Here is a 16,942-nt window from a genome sequence, read left to right on the forward strand (position 1 = left end):
GTTTTTGATTGATATATTTTTTACATTAAAATTGAGCTTCAACTCGGTAGATAACTTGCCCCTTGTTAGAGAATTTTTGCTCATATTCTGTCATGACATTGCCTTCAAAATCGCTGGCATGTAAGTCTAGCCAGACACCGTTGATTTTCATGCCATACTGAGAAAAGCTCACTAGGCTATATTCAAACAAGCCACGGTTATCCGTTTTGAAATGAATCTCACCGTGTTCAGGCAAGATACGCTTGAAGGTATCCAAGAAACTCTTATAGGTTAAACGACGTTTTTCGTGGCGCTTTTTAGGCCATGGATCTGAAAAATTCAGATACAAGCGATCAATCTCACCATCTTCAAAGTAGTCAGTCAAATCTGAACCATCAACCCACAACAACTTGATATTGGGTACAGCGACTTCCAAAACCTTGTCCAAGGCATAACTCAAAACGGACTTTTGAATGTCAATCCCGATATAGTTGATATTAGGGTTTTGCTTGGCCATACCTGTCACAAAAGCACCCTTACCACTACCAACCTCAACATGGATAGGATTGTCATTTCCAAAGAGGTCTCGCCATTTTCCTTTGGCTTCTAAAGGATTTAAGACAACATACTGAGGATTAGCCTCTAGTAATTCTGTTGCCCCTTTACGATTTCTAACTCTCATCTCTTCTTTCCATACTTGTCACGGAAGATACGCAAGGCATAAATCTCCCGATTGACATTTTCTAGATCTTCATTTGTATAATATTTGGCAATCTGGCTCAAGAAGGATAACTGAGCATACCAAAATAGTTTGTTGATGACTGTTTGGTTGTATTTGTAACCGTAATAAGTCAACCACTCTTTCCACTGATAGTCTGGAATATAGTGACATAGCATATGCGCCACATCAAACATGCGATCCGTTAAACGAACGGAATCCCAATCCACTAAATAAACAAGACCGCTCTCTGTCTCAATCCAATTACTATGTCGTACATCTCCATGAACGATCGTTGCATAATCTTCCCTAAAGTTTGGCAAACTTCCTCGCAAATCCTCTACTACCATTCTTAGATATTGATTGTTCTTCAAGGATTCTGGAGCATCTTTTAACCAAGCCTGAAGCAAGTCAAAAGGTGTTTCTAAAGAATAGCCCAAACGAGTCAATTGCGTCATCAAAGGACGCGAACGATGCAAGCGGCTCAAAATATTGATAATCTGCTTGCGATTCATATCATAAGGGGTCAAAATTTTACCATTCAACCATTCTTGGGCACACATATCACGCCCATCCGATAAACGGCGAGTCCATAATAATTGAGGAGCGATTTGTTCCTTGGCTAAACCAGGTAGGATTGGAGAGGTGTTCATTTTAATAAAGACGCGCTTCCCATTAGGGTAGCTTCCCATATAAGCTTTCCCGCTTTTCCCAGGTATAGGGGTCAGCGTTAGCTCAATATCACCCAAGTCCATTTCTTTCCTCCGTATAAAGTTTCCTTACTATTCTACTAGTTTTTAGCCTATTCGTCAACCGCTCCACACCCGATTCTCAAAGAAAAGCCTCTGGGATGGTGTGGGCTATCATTATAGAAAGAAAAAGGTAAGCACAATCTCCTACTTACCGTTCATGATTTTTATAAATAATATAAGAGTGGCCAACTGTTGTAAAACATGTGGACTAGAGTAGAAACCCATAGATTTTGGCTCTTTTTATAAGCAAAGCCTAGCAACAAGCCCCCAAGTAGATAAAAAATAAACGAAGGGACATTAGAAGGTCCATGCATGAAAGAAAAGAGAGAAGAAGTTAGAACAAGCCCTAACCACGAATTATCAAAAACCGCCCCCTGAAGAAGTCCTCTAAAAATGAGTTCCTCCTGGATGGGTCCAAAAACTGAGGTAGTCAAAATCAAAGACAGGGAAATTCCTCTGCTGACTTCCGCCAAGTGTTGAGCTCCTGCGCCAGAAGAAACAGCGAAGAAACGAATATAAACTAGCGTCTCAAGCACACTTAGAAGAAAAGTTCCAATGAAGAGCAAGAGTTGTTTCTTGCTTAACATCCCAAAAGAAATCATTTCAAACTGTCTAGCATAAGCAACACTCATCGAGGTTACAAGAAGACTTACAATAATCAGTGCAGGTTCATTTTGAAAAAAATCCCCATGGTTAATCGTATAAGGAACTGTAATTACGATTATTAGTACTAAAAATCCAAAACAAAAGGCATGAAATTTATTAAAAAACTCCATAAAATTATCCTCCTCACCAAACAAACTTCCTACGCGTCATCCTTTAGCTCCAGTCTTTCCAAAACAAACCATTTTAGTAACCAAAATCCGACCACATAACCAGCTCCTAAGAATATAGCAATTAAAGCTAACATGGGACTCAGGAAATAAAAGACCACCACAGATACAAAGGTTAGCACAAAAACATTAAAGGCAATGGTGTCAGAAGCCAAGACCAGAATATAGGGTGTCAACCAGTCTAAAGTTTTTGAATCTAGGAAAAATAAGTGTTTATACATGATGACCTCCTCTATGGCTAAAAAGCAATACTTTGTTTTTTTACCCCAAGACCCTATGTAGAAAAGTGAGCAAAAATGGTAAGTTTGCGATGATATTATTGATGATATGAATCGTATAAGAAGGATAGATAGTCTTGGTATAGCGTGTCAAATAACCAAATATACACCCAACTGCTGTATAAACCAGAAGGTCTAGTAGACTAGGAAAGCTTGAAAAATGAGGTAAGGCGAACAAAATCGACGGAAATAGAATATCCAGTCCCCATCTTGAATTATTAAAGAAGGCATGTTGAAGCAGTCCCCTACATACCAATTCTTCCATCAGAGGTCCTAGTACGATTAAGGTTAGATAAACACCAAACTCCGAAAAATTGGTCTCACTATAGACAATAAATAAATTCCAACCTTCGTTTGTCCCCTGAACATGTTTAGCGGTCAGATAGTTAAAGCTTATAAGAACGACAGCGGCTAACATCGTCAGAACAGAATAACTCAACCACTTTTTCCTAGGGATACGAAAGAGATAAGCATGACCCGACCTGATCAAAATCCAAACCATAAGGCCGATAAAGAGAACACTGATGATGTTTCGAATCCAGATAACATTTCCTACCCAAGACGAGAACTCCCAATAATTTCTCCAAAATTGGGTAGTCCAAAACAATCCGAAAAACAAAAATAAATAACAAAGGACTGCACTTGTTTTGAAAAGAATAGAATATTTTTTCATAGAAGCTCCCTCATAACTTTGCTATCGTAACTATCAACAATTATCATTTAATTCTCCATATTCAGTCTCGGTAGCTATCACCATGACTTTGATAAGCTAATACATCTACCCTTGTGTACTTTTGTTGCTGCTAAAAACTTTATATTTTTCATCATCTAGGCAGTCAATTCTTTTCAAAATGATAGACCATCATCTTTTTCTACCTAATCATTTTATAATACTTGATAGTCTCGATGAAAAGCCTTGGCAGATACCACTCGATGATTTGTGAGGTCAAGATAATCTCCTGGATAGCCAAGGACATACATACTATAACCAGCAAAACCTCCTCCTGCTGTTCCGACTAGACCAATTTTGAGATTGGTTACAAGAGAAGACTGAAGTCCTGCCATTAAAATTCGGACATGATTGTCTAGCCATACTATGTAATTCTTTTGCAAGGCGTCTTCTACCCAATCTGGTTTAGGAGTATCTTTATCAATTTCCCAAACTTCTACTATTTGATTTTTATATTTTGCTTGCATCTTTTTAATCTTTCAGGACTCTTGCGGGATTTTTATGTTCTTCTTACCTGGTCTATGTCTTACCAGACTATAGATCGTAACAGGAGTACTTACCAGTACAAGAACATTTCTCCAGAGTTCATTAGAAATCATGAGTACTCTTATACAAAGAACAAGCGATATCAATATCACTACAACTCGGGCAAAGCAATCTAAAAAAATACACATACTTTTTCATAGGATTCCTCCATCTATTGATTTCACATCTACTAGGTCAGTTCTATAGTCACTATGATGCTAACTGACCATGCTTGATCTGCCTTTGTAAATTTAACCATTGTCAACTACTAGAAGAATGATAAACAATTGTAACAAATATGGACTAAAATAGGCACCGATAGATTTTGAGTCTTTTTATAAGCAAAGCCCAGCACCAAACCTCCAAATAGATAATAGAAAATGATCCATTCTAGACCTATAAAACTTCTATTTTCAAGATTCAAAGTGGCTTTTTCTCCATTTTTTATTGAACTGAACGAAAATATAAACCGAAGCAAAGTATGCTAGTGCATTCATTACATAATACCACTCATTTCCTCTAAGCGGATAAAGACAGATTTGCATGATTACATACAAGATGACAATCGTAATTATTTTTTTCGCCATAAGAATCACTCCTTTATTTCAGTTTAGTATTGGTATCCTTGTAATTTTTAGTATAGCACTGCTTTTTTAGGTTTTGCATCCAAATCTTGAATGGTCATCGAGACATCTTAAATTGCAAAAACTGCATTAGCCCCTACTTTTTATAATACTTCAAACCCCAAATGAGCAGAAGCATGATAATCAAGCAGAGAACAGCACCAATATAGCCAATCAGTTGCTGATAGGATTCGACTGCTGTCATACCTCTATACAAACAAATAATAGACATAAAGCATGTCAATCCGATGAACATAAGTTGGTTGGTTCTAGGACTAACCAAATCATCATCTTCAAACTCTCTTATCCTCATCTCCCTAGTGAGGTAAACAGTGACCAAAATGGAAGCTAAGTTAATAACCACTAAAAGAAATTGGAAAACTAAGGAAAAATTTAAAAACTGACGAGATAGAAATAGATAAGTAGAGACAAGCAAGGGCAACTGACCTAGGAACAATCTCGCAAGGAAGATGTTCCGTTTTTTAGCAAGAATAGTTTTCATTTCTTTGCTCCTTTCTTTTTCATTAAAGCAAAATAGATTATAACTGCAATCAGATAGGCTATGGTATAAAATAAATGATACCAATTACTCTCCCCAAGCGGAGACATGATTAGATACAAGATGAAAATGACAAGTATTTTTTTCTTCATAAGACTTCCTCCTAAATATTTGTTGAGCAAGAACCTTTACACTGCTAGTATAGCACTCCTTTTGACAGTAATTCCCCCAAATCATAAATGGTCATCGAAACCTCCTAAATTGTAGAAAAAAGCAAACACGAAAAATATGCTTGCCCTAATAAACCATAACCAATCAAAATGCACCCATCCTTACTTCCCTTTCTTTTGATACATTCTCATGATAGCTAGGACGATAAAGACTACCCAGCTTGCTAAAACTAGAAGGGTGAGGCCTGTATGTATGATTTCAGGTGTCCTCTCTATTTGGCTGATGAGACGGACTAAGGACATCACTGCCATCTGAATGAGGAGTATGGATTCTGCCCTAACCAATGATGTCTGCTGATTTTCAACTGCATGTAAAAAGGCTGGCAGCAAGACACAGGTTGCAACAATTATAATCAGATTAGCTCCTATAGTTTCTCCCTCATTGACTAGAGAAAACATGAGAAGATTTGAAAGGATAATTAGTAGAGAACAAGCTATAAAATATGATTTATTATTCATATAGGATACCTCACAAACTATAGTATTTTATTTCGAACCCAAGAAATATTCTTCAAACTACTGCAACACCATCTCGCCGTATAGCAGTACCGTCTATGACTAGTTTCCTAGTTTTCTTCAAATACTGATTTTTTATTGAAGACAAGAATGGTAAGCTTATTATTCTGAATGGTATCGTTATTTTGGTAAGGAGAAAGTTTTTTGTTCAATTCAAGATGTTTCGATAACTATTCAAGATTTGGATGAAAATTTATTTAAAAATAGTGCTATACTAAACTTGTCACATTTGTAACACAGCAAAAATCTATATTCGGAGGCAAGTAATCTTGAAGAATAAGATTTATTATATAGCCAATATTTTTTATGGAATATTACTATTTTCTATTGGATTAACATCAAAAGTATTTAGTTTTAGCAGTTTAATGTCCATAATTTTAATAACTCTATCTATAATAGGATTATTAAAAACTAAAAATAAAAAGTAGATATAGCAGAATTAAATTTCAAAAATTAGAAACCTCTCCCGATGGTTGATGATAGAGAAAATTATTTTATACAAGCAATTTACTGTAACTCAAAATTACTTTGATTAACTATTCAGCCATACAGACCGAGAAACAAGAATTCTCGGTCTTATTTTCATCATTCTGTATGTATCATAGTAAGCACCTGACGAAAGACTTGATCTTGACAGGTGGTATTGAGACTGGCATTGGGATAACTTTCCACAATCTTCATGACGGTATAGAGACCAACACCTCGGTCCTCCCCTTTAGAACTAACTCCAAAAGAGAAGATTTCAGAAACATCTATACCCTCTTCTTTGATGGAGTTTTCAATGATAAAGGTCTCCTGTGCGCCATTTTTTATAAAGGCGATTGAGACATGAGGTTGACTAGCCTCTGCACTAGCTTCAATAGCATTGTCACAAAGGATAGACACAATAGTCAGAAAATCAAGCAGACTCATACTCTCGACTTGAATCTCTTCAGGAACTTCGACATTAAAGACAATATCCTTTTCTCTGGCTTTTAGAAATTTCCCTGCTAGAAGACTTTTGAGGGCACGGTCACGAACATTTACCAATCTGCCCAGGTCATATTTATTGTCCTGCAATTTTTGGCTAGAGTCCTTCAAGACGGAGTCGTAGACCTCTTTTATCTGCTCCATATCCTCCTCTTCAATGCCCAGACGTAAGCTGGTCAAGAGGTTGGTGTAGTCATGTCGAAAACTCCGCACTTCCTTGTAAAGCTCCTCTATATGCCGACTATAGCGTTCCATATCTCTGTAGCGCAAGTCCTGTTCTTGGTTCAGTCTCTCATGGAGTTTGTCCTTCAAATAGCTATCCAATTTCTTGATAATCCCCATAAAAAAGAGCAAGTAAAAGACTAGGATCAGATGGCGAACAGTCTTTGATTGAATACTTTGTTCATATTCAAAGAAAGACAGATTTTCCATGACTAGATAGTAGCCCCCCATTATCCAGTTAATCGTAGTCAGGGACTTTTGAAAACCTTTATCGAGAATCTCCTTTCTCAAGCTAGTGAAATCATAGTCTAACCATTTCAAAAAGGCTAGAGAAATGAAGAAATTGAAAATTATTATACATAACCCAGTAAATGAGTAGTCATTATATACTTGCCCTTGTCCCAAAAATGGAAGCACAAAATAAGAAATACCTCTATAAAAGAGATTCACCAATATCATTGGAAAGAGACCATAAAAGAAAAGGAGTTTTTTAGGAAGCCCTCTTAACAATAAGAAAGATAAGCCGATACCGTACAAGGGTTCCATAAAATAAGATAGGTAAGTATTTCCTACTATATAGCTAATCATTACAAAAACAAAGGCCAATAGTATCTTAAAAAGAAAGGCCTTAAAAATTCTCTCAAAAGTAAGACCAATTCCATCCACCTTAAAGAAAATGACAATTTCTAGTCCCTGAGTAACAAGTGTATACAATATAATCCAAATATTATACATAAGTTCTCCTAACTCAATGCAAGTTATTGATAGCCTCAGATACTTCCCTGACCTTATAACGCGCTATCATACAGCTTCCACCATTAGGAAAGAAAAGGAGTTTCTCTTTCTTATCCAAACGAACTACATTAGTTGGATTGACTAGAAAAGAGCGATGGCACTGCAAGAGACGGGGCTCCTGCTTGAAAACCTCCTCTAAACTCGCCGTAAATTCCAGCCTGTCCGTCTTGGTATAGAGAATAACACGATGGGGTCTTGGAGACGTTTCGAGATAGTAAACCTCTTTAAAGGGATACTGGAATTGGGCGAATTTTGATTTAAAGTAAAAGCAATCTTCCGCCAAACTTTTACTATCTTGACTATTGGCATAGAGGAGGGCTGTCTCGATCCGAGATTCAAACTCCTCTGCAGAAAGGGCCTTATCAATGTAGTCCAAGGCTGAAACTTGGTAGCGAAAGGACAGGGGCATAAACTCTGAGTGAGTCGTCACAAAGACAATCAGGGCATAAGGATCCCGATCTCGAATCTTTCTAGCCACTTCTAGCCCCTTCATCTCTTCGTTTCGAATCTCAATGTCCAAAAAGAAAAGCTGATGCGCCCCCTTCTCATACACTTCTGCCAGTAGTTGGTCTGGTTTCCCAAAGACTTCAAAAGACCTGGGAATGATACTCTGTTTTTTCAAAAGTTTTTCAATCGTCGTTTCAATTCTTGCTTGTTGGGAAAAATCATCTTCTAAAACAAATATTCTCATCTTCTTACTCTCCTTGTTTCAACCATTTTTGGCGAATTTCTCTATAACGACGCCTGGAATACTGAACAGCATATCGTCCTTCTTCTCCAAGAAAAAGAGTCTTTGATTGGAGTTCCATGGATTTTACTCGTTCAAGGTTAACCAGAAAATTTCGATGACATCTCATTAAAGTTTCCCCATATTGTTTCTCAAGCTTGCTTAAATTTTGAAACAGATCAAAGCTAGCGTCTTCTGTAACAATCTGCACGGTATGGGCTTTACTTGGATGCGTTTGGATGTAGTAGATATCCTTTATGTTTAATTTGAAAATTTCTTTATCTTTTTGGATGATGATATAGTTCATGGATAAAACCTCCTGAAGAGAGGATACCATAAGTCTAGAAACCATTTTTCACCAAATCCTAAACGGTTCTCAAAAATTCCTAAAGTGTCGAAGTTTTTCCGAAATGACTATGATAACCTTACAACTATTTTATCATAAAATCCCGCTATTACCATTCAGGAAATTTCAATGACAATTAAAGATTTGTAGGTAAAAAAAGAGTAAAAAGTGATAGGCTAGGATTATAGAAAGACAAAGGCTTTAAACAACTTTAAAATCATTACAAAGGAGGAATTCTCATGACGGATACAGATCCAATCAAAAGAGCTCAGACACTGATAACTGAGTTAAACAAAGCTTACCAAGTCTGCAAACAAGCAACAGCTGACGATGTCCGTTTCCAGGAGCAACTGGACAATATCCTCCGCTTTCTCTCTAAAACTGAGACAGTGGATAATCGATTCTTGATTGAGCTGGAAAAATTTTACCAGACTTCCAGTCTTCTCATGGGCCTCAGTGCTCTCAATCCAGACGCTCCTACTCGCGCCGCTTGGAGAGCCTATGACCGCTTCCACTTTGACCAAGTCAAAACCAAGTTGAGTCTCTACGGGCCAACTATTATCTTGTAGTAACTAAAAAGAAGCTGAGACAGATTGAACTCAACTTCTTTTTTAATATCATATAAGCAATGTTATACTCAATGAAAATCAAAGAGCAAACTAGGAAGCTAGCCGCAGGTTGCTCAAAGCATCGCTTTGAGGTTGCAGATAAAGCTGACGTAGTTTGAAGAGATTTTCGAAGAGTATTAGTCCTGCATCTGACGTTTCACCTGATATGGGAGATACAAGATTTGCAAGACCAGTCCAGCTCCAAGGAGGGCTAGAAGGGCTAATTTTTCTTGGAGGGTAATCAAACCAACTACCAGTTGAACCAATAAAACAAAACCAGTCAATCCTCGGACAACTGCCTGTAATCCTTTTTCCTTTTGCCCTTTGTCTAGCGGGAAAAGTTGGGTCAAATATTGGTAGTCAAAAGCATGATAGAGGGCCAGCAACTGAAAGAGCAAGAGATAGTTAAATAAAACCACTACTGCTGTCGCTATCCAAGCTTGCTCGATAAAGATCAACGCCAGCAAAGATAGAAAGAGGAGACGAAGACTGAGGGCAAAAAGATCTCCATTTCGCAAATAAGAACGAAGATAGAGGTTCTGCCAGATCTTGCTCGGCACCTTCTGAACTGCTTTTAGGATAAAGTCTAGATAAGCTCGTCGCTTGACGCTGTTTGAAATTCCCTTAACTTGGGTAAAGAGGGCAAAGAAACGGAGTAAAAACTGCTTGCGTTTACTTTCTTGGGCAATCACATAGTCCCAGTCCAGATGATTTGCACTAAAAAACTTGCCAGCTTTTTTCTGAAAAAGGAAATATTTCCCGACTCCCAACAGAAGAACATAGATACCAAAAACTCCTAAGCCTAAGCCCATGGCTAAAAATAAAGGAGCAAAAAATAGCAAAAAGAGAGTCTGTACACTAACCCAAAAGATGAAGGAAACTAAACTTTGCTTCTGGATATGTTCCCTTACTTCTTCTTCAGCTACTAAGAGAAAGAGCTTATCAGGCGCTTCCACATAGGTTGCTATTCCTCCCCAAAGTAAGAGTAAAACAGAGACAATCCCAATTAAACCTAGGATTGGTAAATGATTCTCAGGAAAATGCTGGAGCAGTTGACTATACTGATAGGCTAGAAAACCTACTAAGACCAGTAAAAACAAGACAAAGTGGTCATTGAGCACATAGCGCAGATAACCGACACACTCTTTACGAAAAGCCTGCTTTCGCTTTAGAAACAAGTCTTTCATCTGTCCTCCTCTTTGGTCAATGCCAAATAGATATCATTGAGACTTGCTTCTGGCATGGCAAAAACTTGTCTCAACTCTTCAAGATCCCCTTTAGCCCTCACTTGTCCTTTGTGAAGAATGACAAAAGAGTCACACATTTTTTCAGCAGAGTCAAGAACGTGGGTACTCATGAGAATAGACTTGCCTTTTTTCTTTTCAAGATCCAAAAGCTGAATCAAATCCGAAATAGCCAAGGGATCAAGACCAAGGAAAGGTTCATCGACGATAAAGAGACTCGGATCCACGACAAAGGCACAGATAATCATGACCTTCTGCTTCATCCCTTTCGAAAAATGAACAGGAAACCAATCTAACTTCTGATTCAAACGGAACATCTTTAAAAGAGGTTCTACACGTTCAAAAGCTAGTTTTTGCTCAATACCATAGGCCATGGCAACCGTCTCGATATGTTCTCTGAGAGTCAATTCCTCGTACAAACTAGGAGTTTCAGGGATGTAACCAATCTGCTGACGATATTCACGAGGATTGGCACCTAAGGTTAGCCCGTCGATGTTTATTTCTCCACTATAAGGTGTCAAAAGTCCAATAATTTCATTGATAGTCGTTGATTTTCCAGCACCATTGAGACCGATCAAACCGACCAACTGTCCACTCTCGACTGTAAAGGACACATCTTTCAAGACAGGAACATGAACATAGCCCCCAGTCAGGTTTTTAATTTCTAACATATTTTCTCCAAATCTGGTATAATGTAGCTATATTATATCAAAATTCAATACAGTAGAGGTAGATTTTATGTCAGATTGCATTTTTTGTAAAATTATCGCAGGAGAGATTCCCGCATCAAAGGTTTACGAAGATGATCAAGTTCTTGCCTTCCTTGATATCTCACAAGTAACACCTGGTCACACCTTGGTCGTACCAAAAGAACACTATCGCAACCTTTTAGAAATGGACGCTACAAGTGCCAGCCAACTGTTCGCCCAAGTACCAAAGATTGCTCAAAAAGTCATGAAAGCTACCAAAGCTGAAGGTATGAATATCATTGCCAACTGCGAAGAAGTTGCTGGACAAACCGTTTTCCATACCCATGTCCACCTTGTCCCTCGCTATAGTGCAGATGACGACCTAAAGATTGACTTTATCGCACATGAACCAGACTTCGACAAACTTGCCCAAGTCGCTGAAACGATCAAAAATGCTTAAGGAGTCACTATGAAACTATCAAACTTACTACTTTTTGCAGGTTCTGCAGTCGGTTCATACCTCCTCGTTAAGAACCGCCAAGCTATCACTGAAGAGGTTCTAGATACAACTGATCGTGTTGAAGCCATTAAGGATGACTTGGATATCATCCAAGATAGCCTGCAAATTATCGACCAACAAAAAGAACTCATCAAGGAATATCAAAAAGATTTGACCTATAAGTTTAAAGTCTTTGAAAAAGACCTTCAAGCAAGACTTACTGTGATAAAAGAATTACAAGAAACTGAAGAAAACTAAGGAAAAGAAAATCTCCAACTTTCCTTATTTCCCCTTTAAATCCATTTTGGGTTAGCAAATCCTAACATACAAGGGAAGGCATGAAAATGAAACAGTTTTTTAAAGTTTTGACGCGGATCATCCTGATTATTTGTGGTGGCCTCTGCCTTCTTGCAGCTCTAGCATTTCTAATACTGGCTAATCTGTTCAAGGCCTCACCGAGTGACATCCGAGAAGGAAATGAAGCCTTAAAACAAATTTTTATCTCCCTTGACCTGCCTCCTGAAAAAGTAGAATCAAATGGAAGCTATCAATTCGAGGGTGGAGGCTTAGATTTTTATGTGACTTTCTCTGATGAGGTCGTCAATAGCCACCCAGTCCTAAAAGAAAGTCCTAACCTGACTAAAAACCGACTCAAAGTCTATGTCCTAAACACAGGAGATATTTCCTACCATTCAGTAGAGGACAACTTATTCAATCATGGTTTATCCCAATTTTTAGAGGAGGAAGGCGAGAAGTATTTCCGAGAAAACGGAAATAAATCACATTCTTCTTACACAATTCTAACTTTGAATGATCCGGAAAGCATGAAAAAGGGAATCGCATTCTATGAAAAAGCTTTGACCTTGGTGGATATTCACGATAATTCGGCAATTAAGCACATTGATACCGTCACCATTAAAACTGGCAAGGAAGCGGAATTCAAGCAACTCATCCAGGAGATGGATGCTGCTGGCTTACTCACTCAAAGATCTGAATAGCAGACCAACCAGAGATTATTTCTCCCATGCTAAAAGACTAAAGATTGCACGAAAAAGAGCCCGAAGGCTCTTTTTACTTTATGCTTTATTCTCCTTCAAAGGCATCCTTAATATGGTCAAAGAAGCCTTTTTTCTTTGGATTGACTTTTAGATCACCTGCAGCTGCGAATTCTTTCAAGGCTGCTTTTTGTCGTTCGTTCAAGCCTGTTGGAGTCACGACATTGACAGTAACGTATTGGTCACCAAGGGCACCACCACGAAGGCTAGGCGCACCTTTACCGCGTAGACGGAATCGTTTACCAGTCTGAGTTCCTTCTGGAATGACTAATTCTACATCACCATGAACTGTAGGGATGTCTACTGTATCACCAAGTGCTGCTTGAACAAAATTGAGGTTCAAATTGTAGAAGATAGTGGTTCCTTCACGTTCAAACTTATCACTAGCTTCAACTGAAACCACCACGTACAAGTCACCATATGGTCCACCGTTAAATCCTGCTTCACCTTGACCAGCTAGGCGGATCTGTTGACCTGTTTCCACACCAGCAGGGATTTTCACATGTACGCTATGAGCTTGTTTTTCATGACCTGTTCCGTGACAAGTTGTACATGGATCTTTGATTTCTTTTCCACGTCCATGACAGACATCACAGGTTACTTGGCGACGCATCATACCAAGCGGAGTCTGCGTATCGACATTAATAACACCTGCGCCATGACAGCGTCCACAAGTGACTGGACTTGTTCCTGGCTTAGCACCAGAGCCATTACATATACGACAGCTTGCTTCACGGTTATATTTGACTTCTTTTTCAGCTCCAAAAATAGCTTCTTCAAAGGTCAAGTTCACACGGTATTGGAGGTCATCCCCCTGACGAGGAGCGTTTGGATTGCGCGAAGCACCGCCTCCGCCGAAGAAACTTGAGAAGATGTCCTCAAAACCACCGAAGCCACCTGCTCCGTTGAAACCGCCGAAACCACCAGCACCACCAAAGCCACCGTTGGCTCCAGCCGCACCATATTGGTCATAGGCCGCACGTTTTTGGTCGTCACTCAAAGTCTCATAGGCTTCCTGAACTTCCTTGTATTTTTCCTCAGCACCAGGCTCCTTGTTGATATCTGGGTGGTATTTTTTCGAAAGCTTACGATAAGCCTTTTTGATCTCGTCTGCCGAAGCGTTTTTTGACACCCCCAGACGATCATAAAATTCAGTATTGTTCATACAAGATACCAAGACCGTAAAATTCGACTGAAAAATAGGAAATCTGACGCTGGAGCGATTCTCCTAGACAGATTTCTATTTTTTCCGAGAATTTAGGTCGGGTTCAATTCCTTTCTTTCATATTGAGTAAGAAACTTTAGAACTCGGGTTCAATTCCCCGAACACTCTTTGTTCCTTTCTATAATTTATAAGTAAATCTTTAGAGGATGTTTTCTATACTTCGCTTCACTTGATCAAACTCTTCATCTGATAGAGTAAATATCAAATCCTCTTCTGAATATTCGTTCTGTTCTTTAAAATAGTTGTCAGTATTTTCTGTCAACCCTAGACTAAGAATTACTTTTCTTGCAAACTCTTGGTGCGCAAAGCCTATAGCCGTAATGATTTGTTTATCTTGCACAAGCACTTTAGGTTGGAAATTCTCACGTGGAAGAAATTCAAAATAGTCAAAGAAGTTTTGCCAAATTCCACCTGTAAATTTCGTGTCCTTCAACAAGCCTGCTTTCGCCAATAAAAGAGGCGCTGAAGAAATGGCGGCAATGAGGATATCTTGCTCACCAAGGTTCCTCAAGAACGAAATCAATTTCTCATCCTGTAGGGCAGGTCCTATGTTTACCATTCCTGGCAAAATCACACAAGAATACTCTTCTATACGGATCTGATCTAGTGTTTTGGTCGGTTGACAGGGCAAACCATCCTCAGAGACCACCATCGAATGATCTGAAGCGACATAATCAATCGTGATGTCAAAAGACAGAACTAAAGTACTTGTTAAAGAGGATATCTCATAAAGAGAAAAATTAGGATAAATGATACAAAGTACTTTTTTCATACGCAACATCCTCTATTTTATCGAAAAACAGAGGCTGGGTTGCAACCTCTGGATTTCTTCCTATCATTACGACGTTCTAAAACAAAGTCGATTATACTTTGTTTTAGAACTAGTAAGGCGTTTAGGCAAGTCGCCATAGCGATTGCCGTAGAATGACAATCACTTTAGTGATTAGTCATTCTTAACGACCTCGCTCCCCGATTTTCAAGCTCGGGATAAAATAGTCCACTGGACTATTTTATTTCTCCGTAAACTCTCCGTCTACGACGTCATCGCCTGCGTTTCCTGTTGCTTGTGCACCTTCTGCCCCTGCTTGAGCTTGTTGGGCTGCTGCAGCTTGTTCGTAGAGTTTAACCGCAAGTCCTTGAGCTTTTTCGTTCAATGCTTCAAGTTTTGCTTTCATTTCGTCCAAGTTGTTGTCTTCTTGAGCTTTCTTAAGATCATCAAGGGCAGCTTGTGCAGCATCACGTTCTGCATCGAAGCCTTTGCCTTCAGTTTCTTTGATTGTCTTTTCAGTCGCAAAGATAGCTTGGTCTACTTCGTTACGAAGGTCTACTTCTTCTTTACGTTTCTTATCTGCTTCAGCGTTAGCTTCTGCATCTTTCATCATGCGGTCGATTTCTTCGTCTGTCAAACCTGAGTTAGATTGGATAACAATTGTTTGTTCTTTTTGAGTTCCAAGGTCTTTGGCCTTAACAGATACGATACCGTTCTTATCGATGTCAAATGTAACTTCGATTTGTGGGATACCACGAGGTGCAGCAGGGATATCTGTCAATTGGAAACGTCCAAGAGTCTTGTTATCTGCTGCCATTGGGCGTTCACCTTGAAGAACGTGGATATCAACGGCTGGTTGGTTGTCTGCTGCAGTTGAGAAGACTTGTGATTTAGATGTTGGAATAGTTGTGTTGCGGTCGATGAGTTTTGTGAAGACTCCACCCATTGTTTCGATACCAAGTGACAATGGTGTTACGTCAAGAAGGACAACGTCTTTGACATCACCAGTAATCACACCACCTTGGATAGCAGCACCCATGGCAACAACTTCGTCAGGGTTTACTGATTTGTTTGGTTCTTTACCAGTTTCAGCTTTAACAGCTTCTACAACGGCTGGGATACGAGTTGAACCACCAACAAGGATAACTTCGTCGATTTCTGACAAGCTCAAACCTGCATCTGAAAGGGCTTGACGAACTGGAACTTTTGTACGTTCAACAAGGTCACGAGTCAAATCGTCAAATTTCGCACGAGTCAAAGTCATTTCCAAGTGAAGAGGTCCAGCTTCACCAGCAGTGATGAACGGCAAGCTAATTTGAGTTGAAGTAACACCAGAAAGGTCTTTCTTCGCTTTTTCAGCTGCGTCTTTCAAACGTTGAAGAGCCATCTTGTCTGTTGACAAGTCGATGCCGTTTTCTTTCTTGAATTCTGCTACCAAGTGGTCGATGATTTTTTGGTCAAAGTCGTCACCACCGAGTTTGTTATCCCCTGCAGTTGCCAATACGTCGAAGACACCATCACCCAATTCAAGGATAGATACGTCGAATGTACCACCACCAAGGTCGAATACCAAGATTTTTTCTTCTTTGTCAGTCTTATCCAAACCATAAGCAAGAGCTGCTGCAGTTGGTTCGTTGACAATACGTTCTACTTCAAGACCAGCGATTTTACCAGCATCTTTAGTTGCTTGACGTTGAGCATCGTTGAAGTATGCAGGAACTGTGATAACTGCTTTGGTTACTTTTTCACCAAGGTAGTCTTCAGCGTAACCTTTCAAGTATTGAAGAATCATAGCTGAGATTTCTTGTGGAGTGTATTCTTTACCGTTAGCAGAAACTTTTTCAGAAGTTCCCATCTTAGATTTGATAGAGATCACTGTATCTGGGTTTGTGACTGCTTGACGTTTTGCAGCGTCACCAACGATGATTTCACCGTTTTTGAATGACACTACAGATGGAGTTGTGCGGTTTCCTTCTGGGTTTGCGATGATTTTGCTTTCAGTTCCTTCAAGAACTGCTACTGCTGAGTTTGTTGTACCTAAGTCAATACCGATAATTTTAGACATGTGTTTTTCTCCTTAAATTTATCTTCTTTTTTTCTTTTTGATACTC

Annotated in this window: 22 protein-coding genes; 4 read left to right on the top strand and 18 right to left on the bottom strand. The window is 39.0% G+C overall.

Features of this window, described 5'->3' with window-relative positions; all coding sequences use genetic code 11:
* Positions 1-25: 25 nt before the first annotated feature.
* The 13 genes from trmB to QM877_RS08820 all read right to left on the bottom strand — a co-directional run bounded on the left by trmB (position 26) and on the right by QM877_RS08820 (position 8,703).
* Positions 26-661, bottom strand: a complete 636-nt coding sequence (trmB, locus tag QM877_RS08760; protein WP_414318169.1) for a tRNA (guanosine(46)-N7)-methyltransferase TrmB — start codon at positions 659-661, stop codon at positions 26-28.
* A complete protein-coding gene (gene ccrZ, locus QM877_RS08765) occupies positions 658-1,452 on the bottom strand; it encodes a cell cycle regulator CcrZ (RefSeq protein ID WP_049508541.1) in 795 nt (264 codons plus the stop codon). The genes trmB and ccrZ overlap by 4 nt, the downstream gene beginning before the upstream one ends.
* 161 nt (positions 1,453-1,613) lie before the next feature.
* Positions 1,614-2,225 (bottom strand): lysostaphin resistance A-like protein, encoded by a 612-nt coding sequence (locus QM877_RS08770; RefSeq protein ID WP_414318170.1) that lies wholly within the window; start codon positions 2,223-2,225, stop codon positions 1,614-1,616.
* A 29-nt stretch (positions 2,226-2,254) separates the two neighbouring features.
* Positions 2,255-2,503, bottom strand: coding sequence for an immunity protein BlpZ (gene blpZ, locus QM877_RS08775; RefSeq protein WP_414318171.1), 249 nt, complete (start codon positions 2,501-2,503; stop codon positions 2,255-2,257).
* Between the two features lie 40 nt (positions 2,504-2,543).
* Positions 2,544-3,233: a lysostaphin resistance A-like protein gene (locus QM877_RS08780; RefSeq protein WP_414318172.1), complete on the bottom strand. Its 690-nt coding sequence runs from the start codon at positions 3,231-3,233 to the stop codon at positions 2,544-2,546.
* 212 nt (positions 3,234-3,445) lie between these two features.
* Positions 3,446-3,757: a role in replication gene (locus tag QM877_RS08785; protein ID WP_414318173.1), complete on the bottom strand. Its 312-nt coding sequence runs from the start codon at positions 3,755-3,757 to the stop codon at positions 3,446-3,448.
* A 326-nt stretch (positions 3,758-4,083) separates the two neighbouring features.
* A complete protein-coding gene (locus QM877_RS08790; RefSeq protein ID WP_414318174.1) occupies positions 4,084-4,239 on the bottom strand; it encodes a type II CAAX prenyl endopeptidase Rce1 family protein in 156 nt (51 codons plus the stop codon).
* Positions 4,240-4,535: 296 nt separating this feature from the next.
* Positions 4,536-4,940: an immunity protein gene (locus QM877_RS08795; RefSeq protein ID WP_414318175.1), complete on the bottom strand. Its 405-nt coding sequence runs from the start codon at positions 4,938-4,940 to the stop codon at positions 4,536-4,538.
* Positions 4,937-5,089 (bottom strand): hypothetical protein, encoded by a 153-nt coding sequence (locus QM877_RS08800; protein WP_049504290.1) that lies wholly within the window; start codon positions 5,087-5,089, stop codon positions 4,937-4,939. Before QM877_RS08800 ends, QM877_RS08795 begins: the two co-directional genes overlap by 4 nt.
* A gap of 180 nt (positions 5,090-5,269) precedes the next feature.
* Positions 5,270-5,626 (bottom strand): hypothetical protein, encoded by a 357-nt coding sequence (locus QM877_RS08805; RefSeq protein ID WP_414318176.1) that lies wholly within the window; start codon positions 5,624-5,626, stop codon positions 5,270-5,272.
* 642 nt (positions 5,627-6,268) lie between these two features.
* Positions 6,269-7,609 (bottom strand): sensor histidine kinase, encoded by a 1,341-nt coding sequence (locus QM877_RS08810; RefSeq protein ID WP_414318177.1) that lies wholly within the window; start codon positions 7,607-7,609, stop codon positions 6,269-6,271.
* Positions 7,610-7,622: 13 nt separating this feature from the next.
* The gene (locus QM877_RS08815) at positions 7,623-8,360 is read right to left on the bottom strand and encodes a response regulator transcription factor (RefSeq protein ID WP_414318178.1); all 738 of its coding nucleotides are present in this window, start codon (positions 8,358-8,360) and stop codon (positions 7,623-7,625) included.
* A 4-nt stretch (positions 8,361-8,364) separates the two neighbouring features.
* Entirely contained in the window at positions 8,365-8,703 is a 339-nt protein-coding gene (locus QM877_RS08820) for a LytTR family DNA-binding domain-containing protein (protein ID WP_414318179.1), read from the bottom strand.
* A 278-nt stretch (positions 8,704-8,981) separates the two neighbouring features.
* Between QM877_RS08820 and QM877_RS08825 the strand changes: the two genes are divergently transcribed.
* Positions 8,982-9,311, top strand: a complete 330-nt coding sequence (locus QM877_RS08825) for a helicase BlpT (RefSeq protein ID WP_414318180.1) — start codon at positions 8,982-8,984, stop codon at positions 9,309-9,311.
* Positions 9,312-9,487: 176 nt separating this feature from the next.
* Here QM877_RS08825 and QM877_RS08830 read toward each other — a convergent pair whose 3' ends face one another.
* Both QM877_RS08830 and QM877_RS08835 read right to left on the bottom strand, forming a co-directional pair.
* A complete protein-coding gene (locus QM877_RS08830) occupies positions 9,488-10,537 on the bottom strand; it encodes an ABC transporter permease (protein ID WP_248034718.1) in 1,050 nt (349 codons plus the stop codon).
* Positions 10,534-11,265 (bottom strand): ABC transporter ATP-binding protein, encoded by a 732-nt coding sequence (locus QM877_RS08835; protein ID WP_248034719.1) that lies wholly within the window; start codon positions 11,263-11,265, stop codon positions 10,534-10,536. Before QM877_RS08835 ends, QM877_RS08830 begins: the two co-directional genes overlap by 4 nt.
* 67 nt (positions 11,266-11,332) lie before the next feature.
* Here QM877_RS08835 and QM877_RS08840 point away from each other — a divergent pair, with 67 nt between their 5' ends.
* From QM877_RS08840 to QM877_RS08850, 3 genes are all read left to right on the top strand, one after another.
* Positions 11,333-11,743 carry an HIT family protein gene (locus tag QM877_RS08840; RefSeq protein WP_001278295.1) on the top strand — a complete coding sequence of 137 codons (411 nt, stop codon included), beginning with the start codon at positions 11,333-11,335 and terminating at the stop codon, positions 11,741-11,743.
* A 9-nt stretch (positions 11,744-11,752) separates the two neighbouring features.
* On the top strand, positions 11,753-12,040 hold the full coding sequence (locus QM877_RS08845) for a hypothetical protein (protein ID WP_223338703.1): 288 nt from the start codon (positions 11,753-11,755) through the stop codon (positions 12,038-12,040).
* A gap of 86 nt (positions 12,041-12,126) precedes the next feature.
* Positions 12,127-12,780 carry a hypothetical protein gene (locus QM877_RS08850; protein WP_414318191.1) on the top strand — a complete coding sequence of 218 codons (654 nt, stop codon included), beginning with the start codon at positions 12,127-12,129 and terminating at the stop codon, positions 12,778-12,780.
* An 85-nt stretch (positions 12,781-12,865) separates the two neighbouring features.
* On the opposite strand, the gene dnaJ is transcribed toward QM877_RS08850, so the two are convergent.
* The 3 genes from dnaJ to dnaK all read right to left on the bottom strand — a co-directional run bounded on the left by dnaJ (position 12,866) and on the right by dnaK (position 16,896).
* Positions 12,866-14,002, bottom strand: a complete 1,137-nt coding sequence (gene dnaJ, locus QM877_RS08855; protein ID WP_414318181.1) for a molecular chaperone DnaJ — start codon at positions 14,000-14,002, stop codon at positions 12,866-12,868.
* Between the two features lie 199 nt (positions 14,003-14,201).
* Positions 14,202-14,834 (bottom strand): DJ-1/PfpI family protein, encoded by a 633-nt coding sequence (locus tag QM877_RS08860; protein ID WP_248034722.1) that lies wholly within the window; start codon positions 14,832-14,834, stop codon positions 14,202-14,204.
* Between the two features lie 238 nt (positions 14,835-15,072).
* Positions 15,073-16,896: a molecular chaperone DnaK gene (dnaK, locus tag QM877_RS08865; RefSeq protein ID WP_414318182.1), complete on the bottom strand. Its 1,824-nt coding sequence runs from the start codon at positions 16,894-16,896 to the stop codon at positions 15,073-15,075.
* Between the last annotated feature and the right edge of the window lie 46 nt (positions 16,897-16,942).

The sequence above is a fragment of the Streptococcus infantis genome (assembly GCF_047463655.1).
Classification (GTDB): domain Bacteria; phylum Bacillota; class Bacilli; order Lactobacillales; family Streptococcaceae; genus Streptococcus; species Streptococcus infantis_Z.

Excerpts from the sequence above, each read along its gene's own strand:
- trmB (WP_414318169.1), bottom strand. The coding sequence starts at position 661 with ATGAGAGTTAGAAATCGTAAAGGGGCAACAGAATTACTAGAGGCTAAT.
- ccrZ (WP_049508541.1), bottom strand. The coding sequence starts at position 1,452 with ATGGACTTGGGTGATATTGAGCTAACGCTGACCCCTATACCTGGGAAA.
- QM877_RS08770 (WP_414318170.1), bottom strand. The coding sequence starts at position 2,225 with ATGGAGTTTTTTAATAAATTTCATGCCTTTTGTTTTGGATTTTTAGTA.
- blpZ (WP_414318171.1), bottom strand. The coding sequence starts at position 2,503 with ATGTATAAACACTTATTTTTCCTAGATTCAAAAACTTTAGACTGGTTG.
- QM877_RS08780 (WP_414318172.1), bottom strand. The coding sequence starts at position 3,233 with ATGAAAAAATATTCTATTCTTTTCAAAACAAGTGCAGTCCTTTGTTAT.
- QM877_RS08785 (WP_414318173.1), bottom strand. The coding sequence starts at position 3,757 with ATGCAAGCAAAATATAAAAATCAAATAGTAGAAGTTTGGGAAATTGAT.
- QM877_RS08795 (WP_414318175.1), bottom strand. The coding sequence starts at position 4,940 with ATGAAAACTATTCTTGCTAAAAAACGGAACATCTTCCTTGCGAGATTG.
- QM877_RS08800 (WP_049504290.1), bottom strand. The coding sequence starts at position 5,089 with ATGAAGAAAAAAATACTTGTCATTTTCATCTTGTATCTAATCATGTCT.
- QM877_RS08805 (WP_414318176.1), bottom strand. The coding sequence starts at position 5,626 with ATGAATAATAAATCATATTTTATAGCTTGTTCTCTACTAATTATCCTT.
- QM877_RS08810 (WP_414318177.1), bottom strand. The coding sequence starts at position 7,609 with ATGTATAATATTTGGATTATATTGTATACACTTGTTACTCAGGGACTA.
- QM877_RS08815 (WP_414318178.1), bottom strand. The coding sequence starts at position 8,360 with ATGAGAATATTTGTTTTAGAAGATGATTTTTCCCAACAAGCAAGAATT.
- QM877_RS08820 (WP_414318179.1), bottom strand. The coding sequence starts at position 8,703 with ATGAACTATATCATCATCCAAAAAGATAAAGAAATTTTCAAATTAAAC.
- QM877_RS08825 (WP_414318180.1), top strand. The coding sequence starts at position 8,982 with ATGACGGATACAGATCCAATCAAAAGAGCTCAGACACTGATAACTGAG.
- QM877_RS08830 (WP_248034718.1), bottom strand. The coding sequence starts at position 10,537 with ATGAAAGACTTGTTTCTAAAGCGAAAGCAGGCTTTTCGTAAAGAGTGT.
- QM877_RS08835 (WP_248034719.1), bottom strand. The coding sequence starts at position 11,265 with ATGTTAGAAATTAAAAACCTGACTGGGGGCTATGTTCATGTTCCTGTC.
- QM877_RS08840 (WP_001278295.1), top strand. The coding sequence starts at position 11,333 with ATGTCAGATTGCATTTTTTGTAAAATTATCGCAGGAGAGATTCCCGCA.
- QM877_RS08845 (WP_223338703.1), top strand. The coding sequence starts at position 11,753 with ATGAAACTATCAAACTTACTACTTTTTGCAGGTTCTGCAGTCGGTTCA.
- QM877_RS08850 (WP_414318191.1), top strand. The coding sequence starts at position 12,127 with ATGAAACAGTTTTTTAAAGTTTTGACGCGGATCATCCTGATTATTTGT.
- dnaJ (WP_414318181.1), bottom strand. The coding sequence starts at position 14,002 with ATGAACAATACTGAATTTTATGATCGTCTGGGGGTGTCAAAAAACGCT.
- QM877_RS08860 (WP_248034722.1), bottom strand. The coding sequence starts at position 14,834 with ATGAAAAAAGTACTTTGTATCATTTATCCTAATTTTTCTCTTTATGAG.
- dnaK (WP_414318182.1), bottom strand. The coding sequence starts at position 16,896 with ATGTCTAAAATTATCGGTATTGACTTAGGTACAACAAACTCAGCAGTA.